Origin of the sequence: Natrinema pellirubrum DSM 15624 (assembly GCF_000230735.2) — an archaeon.
Taxonomy (GTDB): domain Archaea; phylum Halobacteriota; class Halobacteria; order Halobacteriales; family Natrialbaceae; genus Natrinema; species Natrinema pellirubrum.
Genome location: NC_019962.1, coordinates 1,720,411 through 1,737,287, shown reverse-complemented (window position 1 = coordinate 1,737,287; position 16,877 = coordinate 1,720,411). Strand labels below are relative to the sequence as shown.

The window sequence follows — 16,877 nt, the reverse complement described above, 5'->3', positions numbered from 1 at the left end:
GTCGGCCCGCGCTTGCACCTCCCCTTCCGACGTCCACTCACGTACCGCTCTATCGAGGTCGCTGTGAAGACCGCTGGCTGATCGGGACCGACCGTCCGGTAGGCCCTCAGCGCTCGCTCGTTCGAACGCCAGTTCGACGTGCCGATTCGTGTTCTGTCCGTGAGAACGAGAGGTTGCCTGGTATCGGGACGAACCGCCAACCCGCCGTCCGAACCGCTCGAGGCGGCCGGTCTGAGGTGAGGCGGTGTTGAAGTCGACCGGGAAGCGATTACGATTGGAGCCACCGAAACGATTTCCCAGACCGATCGCGACGCAGTCATGCGATCAAGTGTGTAATGACGTTCAGTGGCGATAGCAGACGACGACCCTCGGGTTTCGTGTCGGAGTCGTTACTCAGTACGCATCCAGTCGCTCGCCTGTGGCTCCGACGGATCGGTGGGGATCTGAACGAGGACCGGTTCGTCCGCCACGGCTGCGGACCCGACCGTCGACCGTATCTCGTCGGGGTCTTCGACACACTCACTGCGCATCCCCATACTCTCCGCGAGCGACGTGAACGAAATCGGCGCGTCGCTCCAGTTGTACTCACGGTCGGAGAGGTCGTAGTCTCGTCCCGCCTGATCGCTGATGATCGCGTAGTCCTCGTTGGTGAACACGACGACCGTAATCGGAACGTTCTCCGCGACGGCCGTGTGGAGTTCGTGGATGCACATCATGAGGCCGCCGTCGCCGGTGAGAACGACGACGTCGTCGTCGGGATTGGCGAGCTGTGCGCCGATTCCTGCCGGGAGACCGGTTCCCATCGTCGCCCACGATCCCGGGTTGACGTACGACCGTGGACCGGCCGCCGCAAAGACGTTGAGCGCCCAGACGCGAAACCCACCGGCGTCGACGGAGACGACCGTGTCCTGTGGAATGGCGTCCCGGACGCTCTCGAGTGCGCTCACTGACGTCAACGGTGGCGACGAGCCACGGAGTTCGTCGAGGCGGTCGCTCGTCGCTTCCCGGACCGCCATCGCCCGCTCCGTCCCGTCGCTGGCACGGATCGGTCGGTCCGCGAGCGCGGCCTCGAGTTCCGAGAGCGCCACCCCGGCATCGGCGATGATGCCGACCGTGGGATCGTAGCCGTTCCCGAGATCGTCGGCATCGAGGGTCACGTGGACGAGGTCATCGGGCAGTTCGACGCTCCAGGTCCGGGTCGCGACCGCGTCGAAGTCCGTCCCGACCGCCAGTGCGGCGTCGGCGGTGGCGAGACAATCGAGGAGTTCGGGGGACGCACTGCCCGAAAGCGTTCCGGCGACGTACCCGTCGGGATCGTCGGGGAGAACGCCCTTGCCCTTGTACGTCGTCACGACGGGTGCCTCGAGCCGGTCAGCCAGTCGTCGAAGCGAGTCGCTCGCGTTCGCGGCACGGACGCCACCGCCGGCAAGGATCACTGGCATCGTCGCCTCGGCCAGCAGCGTCGCAGCCGCCTCGATATCCGATTCGGCGGCGTTCTCGACGTACTCTCGGTTGTACTCTCCGGGTGTCGCCAGGGGAACGTCCATCGTCAAGAAGTTCTTCGGGATTCCGATCCGGACCGGCCCCTTGGGCGGCGTCTCAGCGATCGCGATAGCTTCCTCGACGATCGCGGCCGTGCTTTCCGGTCGTTCGACGAGCAGGTTCTCCTTGACGACGGTATCGTAGGTTTCCGGTGGCGTCTCGTGGATTCCACCGCCCCCGCGAACCTCGGGTTCGGTCTCGACGGCGATATGAACGAGCGGGGTACAATCGTTGAGTGCGTTTTTCAGCCCGTTCATCGCGTTCATGTCGCCCGGCCCGGGAACGACAGCCGTCGCCGCCGGCGTGCCGCTCGTTTCCGCGTACCCCCACGCTTGATGGGATACGGCGGTTTCGTGGCGTGCGACGACGAACCGGATATCGTCACGTGTCCCGATCGCTTCGTTCAACGGGAGCGTCTGTTTGCCCGGAATGCCGAACATCGTGTCGATCCCATTGCTCGTCAATCGTTCTATCACGGCACGATTAACATCCATATCTCGTCATCGGAAACCAGATACTTATCATCTCCCATTCCGGTTATCGCTTCGCCGGCTGAAACGGTTTTGGCCCGCCTGTTGCTCTGTGTCGCGTCCCGAATAAGAGGGTCGGAGGGCCGACTTGCGCTTCAAAGTGTGAAACGATACCGAGAGACGCAGTTACCGGGAACGGTCGTCGCGGACGTTAATCGGTTCCCTCCGGCGCTGTACCGTGTTCGGAGTCGGCGTCCTGCCCGGTCGGGTCGACGTCGCGTCGCACTGTCCCGACGTCGATTCCCCGTCGGTTCGCATCGAATTCCGACAGTCCGTACACGAGTCCGACAAGCAAGACGACGCCGATCGGCAGGAATACCAGTGGCGGGACGGCAAAGAAGCCGTACAGGAGATAGCAGACGACGACAACGGTCGCAACGGTCGTCGCGTAGTACGCTTGCGTCCGGACGTGGTCGACGAGGTCAGCACCGGTAAAGGTCGACGAGAGAACGGTCGTATCCGAAATCGGTGACGTGTGGTCCCCGAAGATTGCGCCGGAGAACACCGCCCCCACAGTGACGGGTGCGAGTCCGAACCCGCCGGTGAGATCGAACGCGACGGAGATCGCAACGGGTGTCAGCAGGCTCATCGTCGCCCACGACGATCCCATGGTGAGCGAAATGAACGTCGCGGTGATGAAGACGGCAACGGGGAACAGTGCCACCGGAATCGTCCCTTCGACCAGCGTCGCGACGTATGCCCCCGTCCCCAGTGCATCGGCGACGGTACTGATCGACCACGCCAGGATCAGAATCGTCACCGCAGTCAACATGAGTTCGAACCCTTCGAGGATGGCATCGATGCCTTCGTCGGCGGTAAACAGGCCGTATACGATACCGATACCGAACGCTGTCGAGACCATTGCGAACGATCCCCAGACCAGTGCGGTCGTCCAGGACCCGTTGCCGGCGATGGTCGTCGCCGTTTCGACGAACGTCGCGAACTCACCTGCGAGCAGTGACTCGATCACCGGCTGGCCATCGTAACCGGTCCGAAGCGCGCTGCCGATCGTAACGGCGATCAGGACCACGATCGGGAGCAGGAACGTCCGAAGCATTGGTCGGTCAGTGATCGGATCACTGAGATGGCCCTCGACTTCCTGTAACGGGTCCGCATCGTCGTCGTTGACCTTGCCCGTTTCCCAGGCGCGGCGCTCCGCCGTGAGCATCTCACCGTAATCCCGCTGTGTAACGACGATGACGCCGACCATGACGATCGCAAGAATCGCATAGGCGTTGTACGGGATCGACTGGAGGTAGACGGTGAAGACGTCCGGTGTCTGGACGCCCGCTCCGGTTTCGATATTGCTGAATGCCTCGTTGATCATCGACAACTGAAACGCGACCCATCCCGAAATACCGATCGTCGCGACGGGAGCGGCCGTCGAGTCGACGATATAGGACAGTTTCTCCCGTGAAATGTTGACTCGGTCCGACGTTTCACGCATCGTGTTCCCGATGATCGCGGTGTTTGCATAGTCGTCGAAGAACAGCGCCATACCCAACAGCCAGGCGACGATCCCGACTTTCCGTCTCGTCTCGAGGCGTTTGCTCGCTATCTCCTGAATAGCGATAGCACCGCCTAACCGCCAGATCAGTGCAACGCCCGACCCGAGGAGGAGCGTGAAAATCAGGATTTCCGCGTGAAACCCGTCATCGGCGATGATGGCTGCGACGACCCAATCGAACGTCTGTCCGATGCCGAGCCCGCCGGTATAGATGACGGCACCGAACCAGATGCTCACGAACAGTGAGAGGATTATACGCCTCGTGGTAATCGCTAACGTGATCGCTAAAATCGGTGGTACGAGGGAGAGTATCCCGAATTCACCCATAGACCCCAATGAATCATGACCTTTGATAAGTCTTTCCATGGCTGATATACTATGCCACGATATCGAGCCCGGAGTCCATTGTGTACGTCCGCGGGGCCGATATCCCGTCGACTCTCGTCACGATACCGTCTATTTCAGAATATCAAATCAGGCGTATCACTCTATATCACAACCATATGCCTGTAACGTTGCCGAGAGTGTGTGATAGTGTAACGTCCAAGGAGCGGCCGCTTACCGGCTCTATCGTTCGTGTTCGCTTCCTTTTCAGTCGCCGCATTCGCTTGAACATCTATTTGATATATGCGAACCACGTTCTCCCGGTGAGCCGTATCACGGACCGCTCACGCAAAGATGAACAATTATATGCGCCACAGGAGAACGGACGAACGTGAGTCGATCAACAGCAAGTGGAACGAATCTCCACTATATCAACGGCGAATGGACGAGCGGAACCGGCTCCGAAACCTTCGAGAGCGAAAGCCCTGCCACCGGCGAGACACTGGCGACGTTCCAGCGCGGCACCGAGGCGGACGTCGACGCGGCCCTCGAGGCGGCGGACGAGGCCTTCGAAGAGTGGCGGGAACTGTCGGCGATCGATCGCGCGGAGTACCTGTGGGAGATTTACCACGAACTGCGCGAGCGCCACCAAGAACTCGGCGAGATCGTCTCGAAAGAGTGTGGCAAAGAGATCTCCGAAGGAAAGGCGGACGTCACCGAGGCCTGGCACATGGTCGAATGGGCGGCGGGCAACGCGCGCCACCCACACGGCGACGTCGTCCCGTCGGAGATTCCGAGCAAGGACGCGTACATGCGCCGGAAACCGCGGGGCGTCATCGGCTGTATCACCCCGTGGAACTTCCCCGTCGCGATCCCGTTCTGGCACATGGCCATCGCACTGGTCGAGGGCAACACCGTCGTCTGGAAGCCCGCCGAGCAGACCCCGTGGTGTGCCCAGATCATCGCCGAGATGTTCGAGGACGCCGGGATTCCCGATGGCGTCTTCAACATGGTCCAAGGGTTCGGTGACGCCGGCGCGGCGATTACCGACGACGAGCGCGTCGATACCGTCCTCTTTACCGGCTCGGCCGAAGTCGGCCACGAGATCGCCGGCAAGGTCGGCGGCGAGCCCGGCAAGCTCGCGGCCTGTGAGATGGGTGGCAAAAACGGCATCGTCGTGACCGAGGAAGCCGATCTCGACATCGCCGTCCACGCGGCCGTCATGAGTTCGTTCAAGACGACCGGCCAACGCTGTGTCTCGAGCGAGCGGCTGATCGTCCACGAGGACGTCTACGACGAGTTCAAAGAGCGGTTCGTCGAGATCGCCAAGGACGTCGCCGTCGGCGATCCCCTCGAGGAAGAGACGTTCATGGGGCCGGCGATCGAGGCAGACCACGTCGAGAAGATCCACCGGCACAACGAACTCGCGCGCGAAGAGGGCGCGAACGTCCTGGTCGATCGATTCGAACTCGAGGAGAGCGAGATTCCGGAGGGTCACGAGGACGGTCACTGGGTCGGCCCGTTCGTCTACGAAATCGACTACGAGTCGGACCTGCGCTGTCTCAACGAGGAGTGTTTCGGCCCCCACGTCGCCCTCCTCGAGTACTCGGGTGACATTGAGGACGCGGTCGAGATCCACAACGATACGCCCTACGGGCTGGCTGGGGCGATCATCTCGGAGGACTACCGACAGGTCAACTACTTCCGCGATCACGCCGATATCGGGCTCGCGTACGCGAACCTGCCCTGTATCGGCGCGGAGGTCCAGTTGCCCTTCGGCGGCGTCAAGAAGTCCGGCAACGGCTATCCGAGCGCCCGCGAGGCCATCGAGGCCGTCACCGAGCGCACCGCCTGGACGCTGAACAACTCCAAAGAGATCGAGATGGCCCAGGGACTGTCGGCCGACATCACGACCGACGAATAACTGGGCTCACGAGTCGGATCGACTGCGAACCGGCGACGATTTTCCCCTTTCGCGGTTCCCACCCGAGATCGGCCTCGGTTCCGCGTTCGAATAAACGCGTTTGATATATGCAAGTGTTTAAGAAACAGCGCTATAGATGAAGGGCTATGTTCGGAACCACAAAGGAAACGAACGGTCAGCGGGAGATCAAATCAGTCCACAAGATCGATGAAATACTGGCCGCTATTAAACGGCTCACCGAGGGAACGCTCACGGAGATCACCGAGGAAGTCGACCTGACGAAGGGCACGGTCCATACGTATCTCCGGACGCTTCACAACTGTGGCTACCTCACGGAGGAAGACGGCGTCTACCGACTCAGCTTACAGTTTGTCACGGTCGCGGAACACGTACGAAACGAAACCAGCCTGTACATGGCGGGCCACGACGAGATCGACGAACTCGCCGAACGGACCGGGGAATACGTACACCTCGTCGCTGAGGAACGCGGTCGCGAGGTCACCCTCTACGAGAGTCGCGGCGAATACGCGATCGCGACCGACTACCACCTCCGTCTGCGCGAGACACCGCAGTATCTCCACCACAACGCCGCCGGGAAAGCGATGCTTGCACACTTCGATGCGGACCGTCGAGACAGGATACTCGACGCCCAAGAACTCGAGGCACAGACGGCAAACACGATCACGGACGAGACCGAACTTCGGGAAACGCTCGAGACGGTACGAGAGAACGGCTATGCGCTCAACGACGAGGAGGAAATCCGTGGCATGCGTGCCGTCGGTGTACCGATCCGCGTTCCCGACGGTTCCATCTTCGGTGCAGTGAGCATGAGCGCACCGGCCAGTCGGCTGAAAGGCGAGCGGTTTCGGTCGGAGGTCCCCGAACTCGTCATGGAGACCGCCAATCTCATCGAGGTCAACCTCGAGACCGCACAGCGTGACGGCTGATTCGACGTGATGTCGAGCCGGGAGTTGCAAAGAGTATATATACTGGCGTAGAGTTACCGTGACGATACACGGAACATGCCTGTAACTACCCAGCGACGGTGTCCAGCGTGCGGTACTGTTATTGACACCCACGAACCGGAACCGAGATGCGGGAACTGCTACTGGAGTAACGGTACGAAACAACCGAGTGACTGACGCGTGTCTTCGGCAGCCGCACCGCTCGTAGCCGCCGCGAGAGTCGCGACCGACCGGCCGATGCCGACACGTTCGCTACCCCGGGTGGCGTGACAGTGAACGACGGCGAGTTGCTCCGACAGCTCACCCGTCGGAGCCGATCGCTCGAGTGTGGGGACCTCCCGTTCGACGCCTGGCAGACGATCCGGACGGCGGTCGAAAAGCGAAACGTCCTCCGGGGAACTGCCGTGCGTGCTACCCAGTGGCTACGACGTAGCGACGCGCGGGACACGAGGGCTGACATCCCGCCGACGAAACGGAACCATCGACGAGTCTTTCCACCAGCATGACAACACCAACGGACGCCAGAATCGACCACCCGAACCGATCGACGACTCGAACCGTTCGCCTGCTCGGCGCGCCGCTCGATCTCGGAGCGGATCGGCGCGGCGTCGACATCGGACCGCGAGCCATCCGGTACGCGGATATTGCCGGCGAACTCGAGACAGCCGGCGTTGCTTGCACCGATTCCGGAGATCTACGTGTCCCCCGACTCGAGCAGTGTAATGTCCCGGATACGGAAGACGATGCGAAGTATCTCGACGAGATCGCCGATGTCACCGCCGAACTCGCGGACGAGGTCGCCGACACGATTGCGGACGGTGACGTTCCGATCGCTCTGGGCGGCGATCACGCGACTGCGATGGGAACCATCCGCGGCGCAGCACGAGCGGCGGACATCGGGGTTCTCTGGTTCGACGCCCACGGGGACTACAACACACCCGACACCTCTCCCAGCGGCAACGTCCACGGGATGCCCCTGGCAGCCGTCACTGGCACCGGTGAGTTCGACGGACTCGACTGGACGACGACGCCGACCGTCGCCCCGTCAAATACGGTCATCGTCGGCGCACGACGTCTTGACAACGCCGAGCGAACCGCCCTCAAGGAAAGTGACGTAACCGTGTTCACGATGCACGACATCGACGAACGCGGTATCACCGCCGTCGTCGAGGACGCGCTCGATATCGCAACCGACGGCGTGGACGGGGTTCACGTCAGCCTCGATCTCGACTGGCTCGACCCGACGGTCGCACCGGGCGTCGGAACACCCGTTCGCGGCGGCGTCGAATACAGGGAAGCCCACGCTGCACTCGAGTGCGTTGCCGACCGCGACCGCGACGCGGAGCTACTTCGCTCGGTCGATATCGTCGAGGTGAATCCGATTCTCGATCGAAACAACCGCACCGCGGAAGTCGCAGCCGAACTCGCCGCCAGTCTTCTCGGCAAACGGATAGCGTAACGCTTCGGTAGCCCCTCGATCGGAGTCCCTGTTGTCGGAGAAACGACCGTCACAGCGTAGCGGCCCCGGCGAAACGACTCGCCTATCAGTCACGCATCGGCGCCTGCCGAGCCACCGTTTTGTTGATACCCTGAGTTTTAAGACACTCGTGACCATGTGAGAGAGTATGCAGCGCGAAACAGCAGAGCCAGCTGTACAGCAACTGCCAGGCCCGACCGCGACGGAATGGGTCGACCTGCATCATCAGTCTGCAGCTACGAGTACGTACGTCTACGACTTCGTCTGGGACATCACCGAAGACGCCGAGGGCCCCTTCTGTACGGACGCGGACGGCAACGTACTGTTGGATTTCACGAGCCACGTCGCCGCCGCCCCGCTCGGCTACAACAACCCGAAGATCATGGACGACCTCCGCGAATTCGACCTCGTGGATCCACTGAAGATCGCCGGGCAGGATTTCTACGTTAGCACCGGTGGCACACCCGACGACGCCGAACTACCGTCACAGAGCCACCTGATGGACAAGCTGACCGAGATCACCGCCAAATACGACATGGACACGGTCTTCCTGTCGAACTCCGGGGCAGAGGCGGTCGAGAACGCGATGAAGATCTGTTACGATAACTGCGAGCAGCCCAAATACGGCCTCACGTTCGAGGGCGCGTTCCACGGGCGCACGCTCGGTGCGCTCTCGCTGAACCGGTCGAAGTCCGTCCACCGCCGTGGGTTCCCCGAACTCAGCGGCATCCACGACGTCCCCCACAGCATGGCCGGCGTCGAACGCCTCCGCGAGAAACTCGATCCGAAACACGGCCACATCCCCCCCGAACAGGTCGCCTTCCTCATCCTCGAGCCGGTTCAAGGCGAAGGCGGCTACCGGGTCCCCGACGCCGAGTTCATGAGCGCCGTCGACGACCTCTGTGACGAACACGACATCCCGCTCATCGCCGACGAGATCCAGTCGGGCGTCGGTCGTACCGGGAAAATGTGGGCCTCCGACCACTACGATTTCGAACCGGACGTCATCACGAGCGCCAAAGCACTGCGCGTCGGTGCGACCATCTCGCGGTCGGAGCTGTTCCCCGACGAGAAAGCGCGAATCTCCTCGACGTGGGGGGCCGGCGACATCCTCTCCTCGATTCAGGGATCGCTCACCCTCGCTGCGATCGACGAACACGACTTGCTCGATCACGCCGACCGACAGGGCAAAGGGCTCCTCGACCGTCTCGCACCCCTTCAAGACGAGTACCAGGCCCTCGAGGACGTACGCGGGCTCGGGCTCATGGCCGCCATCGAGTTCGAGACCCCCGATCAGCGTGAAGCGGTCATGGAAGCCGCACTCGAGCGCGGCCTGTTAACGCTTGGCTGTGGACGGAAGACGCTCCGATTGCTGCCGCCGCTTGACGTTCGCGACCGCGAACTCGACATCGCCGTCGACCTCCTCGACGAGGCGATCGCGAGCGTCAGTCGAGCCGCGACCGTCTGACTGCGACCGCCAGGGCCGACGACGGACAACGCGGAGACCGCATCGTCCCCGATTTCAAATGTGGGGTTCCGCATCGAGTCGTCCCCCGTACCACGATATTTCGACACCGCTCTCCGACGCACGGTTCGAGTGATGTAGTGCAACCACCGCGGAAGCGGCGAGACCGCCGCCTCGAGGTTGGAACGCGATGGTCGAAAAGAGACGAACGCGGCTTCGGCAGCGACGACGATCGGTCGAGACGGGTTTGACGGTGAACTGTACGGAGTTCGAATATCGAGCCGCGTCGAACGAGCGAGTGAGCCTTACTCGTCCCCGGCTGGAACGGGTTCGGCGTGTTCGACCGCGGTACTCTCCGCGTCTGCTGATTCCTTATGCGTGATGTTCCATCCAGTGACACCCATTAGGATGAGTATCAGGGGCGAGAGGAAGCCCAGGAAATAGTACGGCGCATAGTCGAACGTACTGACGCCGAGCGTTCCCGCCATGAAGACAGCACCACTGTTCCACGGGACGAGCGCGCTCGTCACTGTCCCGGACGATTCGATTGCTCGAGACAGGTTTTCGCTCTTGAGTCCTTTTTCCTCGTAGAGGTTCCGGAGCGTGATCCCCGGAACGACGATGCTGACGTATTGCTCCGCAGCGAGAACGTTCATCGACACGGCCGAGAACGCAGTCACGCCGGTCAGGCTCGCGACGCTACGACTCAGCCGGCCGAGATGGTGAGCGAGGACAGCGATGATACCGGTACATTCGAGCATTCCGCCGAGTGCAAGCGCCGAAATAGCGATCGTAACGGCCCACGAGCCGCCGACCATTCCGCCACTCGCCAGAAGTTCGTTGACGACCTCGAGTCCGGTTTCGGGGCTCGTACCGCTCTGGGCCGCGGACCAGATCTGCTCAAAGCCCGTCCCTTGCAGTACGAGCGCGGTCGCCGCGCCGGCAAAGATACCCGTCCCGAGGGCCGGAATCGCGGAAATACCGTATATCGCGAGCGCGAACGTTACCACGATCGGGAAGAACGCGAGCGGGGAGATCGTGTACGTACCGGCAAGTGCCGTCTGTATCTCGCCAACCCGGTCGGCCGGAATAGATCCGGAGGCGCGGAGACCGAGGACCGCGAATAACATGACACTGATCACGAACGCGAGCGTGGTTCCATTCCGCATCGCGTTGATGTGGTCGTAGAGATCGGTGTTGGTGACGGCTGCCGCGAGGTTCGTCGTGTCCGACAGCGGCGATTGCTTGTCACCCGTGTACGCCCCGGTGAGGATCGCCCCGGCCGTCATCGGTGCGGGGAGGCCGAGCCCGGAGCCGATTCCGATAAAGGCGACACCGAGCGTCCCTGCCGCCGTCCACGAGGACCCGATGGCGAACGTGATCACGGCAGTGATCACTGCGGTCATCGGAAGGAACACTGCGGGAGTCAACAGACTAAGCCCGTAGTACATCATCGCGGGTATCGTTCCCGCCTGAATCCACGTGGAGATGAGTGCATACACGATAAAGAGAATGAACACCACCTGAATCCCCATAAGGAGACTCTGGGTGATCCCGTCGTACAACGTATCCCACGAGACACCGAGCCAGTAGTAACTGAACAACCCGGTAAACGTGATACCCCAGAAGAGGGGGAACTGCGGGTCCAGCCCATAGATTCCGATTCCGAGGGCGAGGAACGATAGCATTCCCGCAACCGGTACCAACGCCTCACCTAACGAGGGACGGGCGTCCGGATCGAGTTCGTCGAAGAGTGTAATATCGTATTCCATTGTTGTCAGTCGTGACAGGCCACGCGATAGTCGGATGCGTCCGCGGTCCGGACAACCGTGCCTCGAGACTCAGTCGGCAGTATGTTCGCTCCGTAAGAGTAGGGTTGACAATGCATGTCGGTTCAACGATTCCGATGATCATTTATGTATCTTATGCTCTTGGAGACCGTCGTGCGTCGATATCTGTGAGAATATTAACTACAAAAAGACAGTAGAGAGTTTGGATATATCGAAGTACAGGAATGAAAGATCCACATAGCGGCCACAGAACGCGATCATTGGGACAGACACACTCCGCTCGGCCCGACGGAAGTCGCACGTAGCCCGGGCCAATACCCGCTCGAGCAACCAACAGCGTTTGGTCATCGCTCCGGTTCGGGTGTCGATTTCAGCGGTTCTCGAGGTGATTCAGCGACGATTGCCTTACTCCATTGCGGCGCTAGGTCCATCGAGATCAGGCGCCGTCTGTTTGCCGCTATTGCTATCATCGCGCTTGAAACGAGACACACCGGTCCAACGCTGCCCTGCGAGCGGGTGTGCAGTGACTTTCAAGCGCGACGATAGCCCACCTCGAGCCGGACAAACCGGCGCGGTTATACGCCGCTATGCCACCGAGAAACCGGCCAGTATATTCGAGCCACCGGTTTGAGGTACACGAACCCGGGTCCGGGACGGTCGTTTGAATTCGCGTTCTTCCCCGCTTTCTAGGGGGAGAGGATCCAGTAGCACTCTCGCTGCAACTCGTTCGTGTACTGTGATCGGACACTGAACTGGAGATGTCGCAGTGCAGCAGGGTAGTTCGAAACGATCGCGATCAGAAATAGCGGACACTTGATATGAGTTCGGAGAGACTATAAATTCGATCGAAAAGCGGCCCCCAGGGCAACGTCCGAACCGCTGACGAGCGGATGCTAAGCGCTCGAGTCAATAGCCAGCACGATACCATGCCGGCCGACCGAATAGAGGACGAGCAGAATCCGGCGGTCGTCTGCTCATCCGATTGACGGCAATCCGATCACGGATGTGTTTGAAATTTTCAAAGTATTGGGCCCGATAATCGTCAACGTTCCCTCTTCGTTCCGTTTACGGGGCGAGACGATGGAGCCGAACAGACGATACCCAATACAGTCATATGTTTGTAATGGAAGGCTGCATTCCGGATCACGGTAATCAGTTGCTACCAACGATTTGTGCTGGAGAAGTTCGGATATATCGAACAAATAGTGCCGGTCCCATAGCACCGAGACACGGTCATCGTACGAAATATTTATATTGTGGTAGTGGATGTGGCCAATGTATGCAGAGACAAAAAGCTGAGCCATCAGTCCAAAACTTACCAGGACCAAAGGCCGAAGAGTGGGTCGATTTTCACCACGAGTCGGCAGCAACGAGTACATACGTCTATGACTTCGTCTGGGACATCACCGAAGACGCTGAAGGGCCGTTCTGTACGGATCCCGACGGGAACGTGCTGCTCGACTTTACGAGCCACGTCGCCGCTGCGCCGCTGGGCTACAACAACCCGAAGCTGATGGACAAACTGAAGGAGTTCGACCTCGTCGACCCGCTGAAGATTGCGGGGCAGGACTTCTATGTCAGTACCGGTGGAACGCCGGAAGACACGGAACTTCCGGGCCCCGCCCATCTCATGAACACGCTGACGGATATTACCGATCAGTACGGGATGGATACGGTCTTCCTGTCGAACTCCGGAGCCGAGGCGGTCGAGAACGCGATGAAGGTCTGTTACGATAACTGTGAGCAGCCCAAATACGGCCTCACGTTCGAGGGCGCGTTCCACGGGCGTACGCTCGGAGCGCTCTCGCTGAACCGGTCGAAATCCGTCCACCGCCGTGGATTCCCCGAACTCAGCGGCATCCACGACGTCCCCCACAGTATGGCCGGCGTCGAACGCCTCCGCGAGAAACTCGACCCCAAACACGGCCACATCCCGCCGGAACAGGTCGCCTTCCTCATCCTCGAGCCGGTCCAGGGCGAAGGCGGCTACCAAGTCCCGGAGCCGGAGTTCATGCGTGCGGTCAATGACCTCTGTACCGAACACGACATCCCGCTCATCGCCGACGAGATCCAGTCGGGCGTCGGTCGTACCGGGAAAATGTGGGCCTCCAACCACTACGATTTCGAACCGGACGTCATCACGAGCGCCAAGGCACTGCGCGTCGGCGCGACGATCTCGTCCGAGGAGATCTTCCCGGACGAAAAGAGCCGTCTCTCCTCGACGTGGGGTGCCGGCGATATCCTTTCCTCGATTCAGGGGACGCTCACGGTCGCAGCCATCCAGGAACACGACCTGCTTACCCACGCGGAACAGGCCGGCGAGCGGTTCGTGGGACAGCTCGAGGAGCTTCAGGCCGATCACCCCGAAACGGTCGTCGACGTTCGCGGACTCGGTCTCATGACTGCGATCGAATTCGATACGAAGGAACGTCGGGAAGCAGTCGTCGATGCTGCCCTCAAGCGGGGGCTACTGACGCTCGGATGCGGGCAGAAAACGCTCCGATTGCTCCCGCCGCTCGACGTTCGCGACCGCGAACTCGACATCGCCGTCGACCTCCTCGACGATGCGATCGACCACGTCGGATCGTAATCGAGTATCCCCTCGATGATCACGCGGCCCTGTCGGCACGATCCGACCACGGACCCGCGCACGCAGTGCTAGTCGCCGAACGATCACGACTCTCGACACCACCAACCGACTTCACCAATGACACAGAAACAGACCACTCACGCGGAATCGGACAGCGAATCGACGACCGAATCACCCCTCGAAACTGCTCGCCGGCAGCTCCGCACCGCTGCGAGCCGGACCGATGTCGACGACGGCGTCATCGAACGCCTCAAACACCCGACCAGAGTCGTCGAGGTCTCCATTCCGCTCGAGCGGGACGACGGCTCCGTCGACGTCTTTACCGGCTATCGCGCACAGCACGATGACGTTCGCGGCCCCTACAAGGGCGGCCTCCGCTATCACCCCGAAGTGAACGCCGACGAGTGCGTCGGCCTCGCGATGTGGATGACCTGGAAATGTGCCGTGATGGACATCCCGTTCGGCGGCGGGAAAGGCGGCATCGTCGTCGATCCGAAAGACCTCAGCGACGACGAGAAAGAACGGCTGACCCGACGGTTCGCTGAAGAGATCCGAGACGAGGTCGGTCCCAGCAGGGACATCCCCGCACCCGATATGGGCACCGACGCACAGACGATGGCCTGGTTCATGGACGCATACAGCATGCAGGAAGGGGAAACGATCCCCGGCGTCGTCACCGGCAAACCACCCGTCATCGGTGGGAGTTACGGTCGAGAGGAAGCCCCCGGACGGAGCGTCGCCATCGTCGCACGGGAAGCGGTCGAGTACTACGACGAGCGTCTCGAGGACGTGTCGATCGCAGTGCAAGGGTACGGAAGCGTCGGTGCGAACGCCGCCCGCCTGCTTGATGAGTGGGGTGCGGACATCGTTGCCGTCAGCGACGTCAACGGTGGACTGTACGACCCGGACGGCCTGGATACACAGGACGTTCCGTCCCACAAGGAGGAGCCGGAAGGCGTGCTGCGGTACGACAGTTCGAAGACGGTTTCCAACGAGGAACTCCTCGAGTTGGACGTAGACGTTCTCATCCCGGCCGCCATCGGGAACGTCATTACGGCCGACAATGCGGATCGAATTCAGGCCGACATCATCGTCGAGGGCGCAAACGGTCCGACGACCTCGACCGCGGACACGATCCTTCACGAGCGTGGCAAACACGTCATTCCCGACATCCTCGCGAATGCCGGCGGTGTCACCGTCTCCTACTTCGAGTGGCTCCAGGACATTAACCGCCGAACGTGGTCCAAGGAGCGAGTCAACGACGAACTCGAATCGGCGATGCTCGACGCGTGGGCCGACGTGAAAGCGGAAGTCGACGCCCGAGGACTGAGTTGGCGGGACGCGGCGTACGTCGTGGCGCTCAACCGCATCGGCGAGGCAAAGGAAGCCCGGGGACTCTGGCCATAGATCGGTCGAGCGATTCCGGCAGCCATCGTTTCGTGACGTGATCGCCGACGGCGATTCGTGAGCGTTCCCGTCTTCGGCTCGGGTACCGGACTTAGCGTGGCTGTTTGACGCCAGCCGTCTCGAGGTTCACTTCGATGATATTGGCCGCTTCCATAACTAACTCGGGAATCTCGGATTCGAAGTAGTCCCCGGAGAGACGACTGGTCGGTGCTGTCACACTTATTGCCCCACAGACGGCGGCATCGGGTCCCGTGATTGCAGTGCCGACGGAGCGCATTCCTCGTACTTCCTCTTCATCGTTGACTGCGTACCCCTGAGTTTGGATCCGGTCGAGTTCCTCGAACAACGTTTCGAGATCGGTAATCGTCTTTTCGGTTCGTTGGACGAACCCCTGTCGGTTGACCAACTCCCGGACCCGGTCTCGATCGAAACACGCGAGCATCGCCTTTCCAGCTGCCGTGTGGTACAGGTACTGCGGTGACTCCCGCATTCGGAGGTGGTAATCCATCGCGATCGCCCTGTCACCGCTACTTTCGTAGAGCGTCACTTCCTGCCCCTGACACTCGACCGTCAGATGTACCCACTCGCCCGTCTTCTCGGCGAGTTTTTCTACTTCGTCTTGCCCTGCGCGGTAGATATCCGTCTGGTTTCGAACGCTTTCCCCCATCGTTACCAGCCGTACCCCGAGTCGATACTCGTTCCCCGATTTCGTGATGAACCCCTCGCTCTCTAGGGTCTCGAGATACGTATGGACCGTCCCCTTCGAAATATCGACCTCGCCGCAGAGATCGGTAAACGTCGGTGCCTCGAGATGCTGAATCGCTTCCAAGATAGCACTCGCTGTCTGAATCGATTTGATACGGCGTGGTGAATCGCTCGAGTCGTCGGCGTCCATATCGGTTATCATCTTCATCGTACCATATAGGTTTGTATATACCAAACTCACGGGAGCAGTGCCCTGCTACGACGCTACTCGGGACGACGGTCACGATCGTTTCACAGTCGAACCGATGACACAGTCTCGAGGGCCACTGAAGATTACTGCACAGTCGATCGTACTTCCGCGATACGATCGTCTTCGATGAGGATCGTACCCCGTTCGCAGAGCCGGTTCCGGTCGTCGGCCGCGAGACGTCTGCATCGAGGATTACAACACAATATGTAATTTGGATTTACTTTTCAGAGACCTCTCAGTATGATGTCATTGCTCATCGTCACCACGAGGATATCGACATCTAACAGAGACGTCTTGGCAGATATCTCGTCGATGAGACGATTACTGCACTCGTTGAAGCGCTGCAGTGGCAGTATCTCCACTATTTTTGTTCGAGTGGCAGCCAAATGAAACAGTGATCA

Annotated in this window: 11 protein-coding genes; 7 read left to right on the top strand and 4 right to left on the bottom strand. The window is 60.7% G+C overall.

Annotated elements, in window-relative coordinates:
* Positions 1-389: 389 nt before the first annotated feature.
* Together NATPE_RS08450 and NATPE_RS08445 are read right to left on the bottom strand one after the other, a co-directional pair.
* A complete protein-coding gene (locus tag NATPE_RS08450) occupies positions 390-2,036 on the bottom strand; it encodes a thiamine pyrophosphate-binding protein (protein WP_015298916.1) in 1,647 nt (548 codons plus the stop codon).
* Positions 2,037-2,223: 187 nt separating this feature from the next.
* Entirely contained in the window at positions 2,224-3,906 is a 1,683-nt protein-coding gene (locus NATPE_RS08445) for a Na+/H+ antiporter NhaC family protein (protein WP_015298915.1), read from the bottom strand.
* A 388-nt stretch (positions 3,907-4,294) separates the two neighbouring features.
* Between NATPE_RS08445 and NATPE_RS08440 the strand changes: the two genes are divergently transcribed.
* The 5 genes from NATPE_RS08440 (at position 4,295) to NATPE_RS08420 (ending at position 9,737) form a co-directional block, all read left to right on the top strand.
* Complete coding sequence (locus NATPE_RS08440) at positions 4,295-5,827, top strand: aldehyde dehydrogenase family protein (RefSeq protein ID WP_006182219.1); 1,533 nt, start codon at positions 4,295-4,297, stop codon at positions 5,825-5,827.
* Positions 5,828-5,973: 146 nt separating this feature from the next.
* The gene (locus NATPE_RS08435) at positions 5,974-6,774 is read left to right on the top strand and encodes an IclR family transcriptional regulator (RefSeq protein WP_006182218.1); all 801 of its coding nucleotides are present in this window, start codon (positions 5,974-5,976) and stop codon (positions 6,772-6,774) included.
* A 290-nt stretch (positions 6,775-7,064) separates the two neighbouring features.
* Entirely contained in the window at positions 7,065-7,298 is a 234-nt protein-coding gene (locus NATPE_RS22660; RefSeq protein WP_006182217.1) for a hypothetical protein, read from the top strand.
* Complete coding sequence (gene rocF, locus NATPE_RS08425) at positions 7,295-8,251, top strand: arginase (RefSeq protein ID WP_006182216.1); 957 nt, start codon at positions 7,295-7,297, stop codon at positions 8,249-8,251. The genes NATPE_RS22660 and rocF overlap by 4 nt, the downstream gene beginning before the upstream one ends.
* Before the next feature lie 166 nt (positions 8,252-8,417).
* Positions 8,418-9,737 (top strand): class-III pyridoxal-phosphate-dependent aminotransferase, encoded by a 1,320-nt coding sequence (locus NATPE_RS08420; protein ID WP_006182215.1) that lies wholly within the window; start codon positions 8,418-8,420, stop codon positions 9,735-9,737.
* Positions 9,738-10,039: 302 nt separating this feature from the next.
* Here NATPE_RS08420 and arcD read toward each other — a convergent pair whose 3' ends face one another.
* Positions 10,040-11,506: an arginine/ornithine antiporter ArcD gene (arcD, locus tag NATPE_RS08415; protein ID WP_006182214.1), complete on the bottom strand. Its 1,467-nt coding sequence runs from the start codon at positions 11,504-11,506 to the stop codon at positions 10,040-10,042.
* 1,297 nt (positions 11,507-12,803) lie between these two features.
* Here arcD and NATPE_RS08410 point away from each other — a divergent pair.
* Positions 12,804-14,114: a class-III pyridoxal-phosphate-dependent aminotransferase gene (locus tag NATPE_RS08410; protein WP_015298914.1), complete on the top strand. Its 1,311-nt coding sequence runs from the start codon at positions 12,804-12,806 to the stop codon at positions 14,112-14,114.
* Positions 14,115-14,231: 117 nt separating this feature from the next.
* The gene (gene gdhB / locus NATPE_RS08405) at positions 14,232-15,521 is read left to right on the top strand and encodes a glutamate dehydrogenase GdhB (protein ID WP_006182212.1); all 1,290 of its coding nucleotides are present in this window, start codon (positions 14,232-14,234) and stop codon (positions 15,519-15,521) included.
* 91 nt (positions 15,522-15,612) lie between these two features.
* On the opposite strand, the gene NATPE_RS08400 is transcribed toward gdhB, so the two are convergent.
* Entirely contained in the window at positions 15,613-16,416 is an 804-nt protein-coding gene (locus tag NATPE_RS08400; protein ID WP_006182211.1) for an IclR family transcriptional regulator, read from the bottom strand.
* Positions 16,417-16,877: the final 461 nt, after the last annotated feature.

Excerpts from the sequence above, each read along its gene's own strand:
- arcD (WP_006182214.1), bottom strand. The coding sequence starts at position 11,506 with ATGGAATACGATATTACACTCTTCGACGAACTCGATCCGGACGCCCGT.
- NATPE_RS08400 (WP_006182211.1), bottom strand. The coding sequence starts at position 16,416 with ATGGACGCCGACGACTCGAGCGATTCACCACGCCGTATCAAATCGATT.
- NATPE_RS08435 (WP_006182218.1), top strand. The coding sequence starts at position 5,974 with ATGTTCGGAACCACAAAGGAAACGAACGGTCAGCGGGAGATCAAATCA.
- rocF (WP_006182216.1), top strand. The coding sequence starts at position 7,295 with ATGACAACACCAACGGACGCCAGAATCGACCACCCGAACCGATCGACG.
- gdhB (WP_006182212.1), top strand. The coding sequence starts at position 14,232 with ATGACACAGAAACAGACCACTCACGCGGAATCGGACAGCGAATCGACG.
- NATPE_RS08450 (WP_015298916.1), bottom strand. The coding sequence starts at position 2,036 with ATGGATGTTAATCGTGCCGTGATAGAACGATTGACGAGCAATGGGATC.
- NATPE_RS08420 (WP_006182215.1), top strand. The coding sequence starts at position 8,418 with ATGCAGCGCGAAACAGCAGAGCCAGCTGTACAGCAACTGCCAGGCCCG.
- NATPE_RS08445 (WP_015298915.1), bottom strand. The coding sequence starts at position 3,906 with ATGGGTGAATTCGGGATACTCTCCCTCGTACCACCGATTTTAGCGATC.
- NATPE_RS08410 (WP_015298914.1), top strand. The coding sequence starts at position 12,804 with ATGCAGAGACAAAAAGCTGAGCCATCAGTCCAAAACTTACCAGGACCA.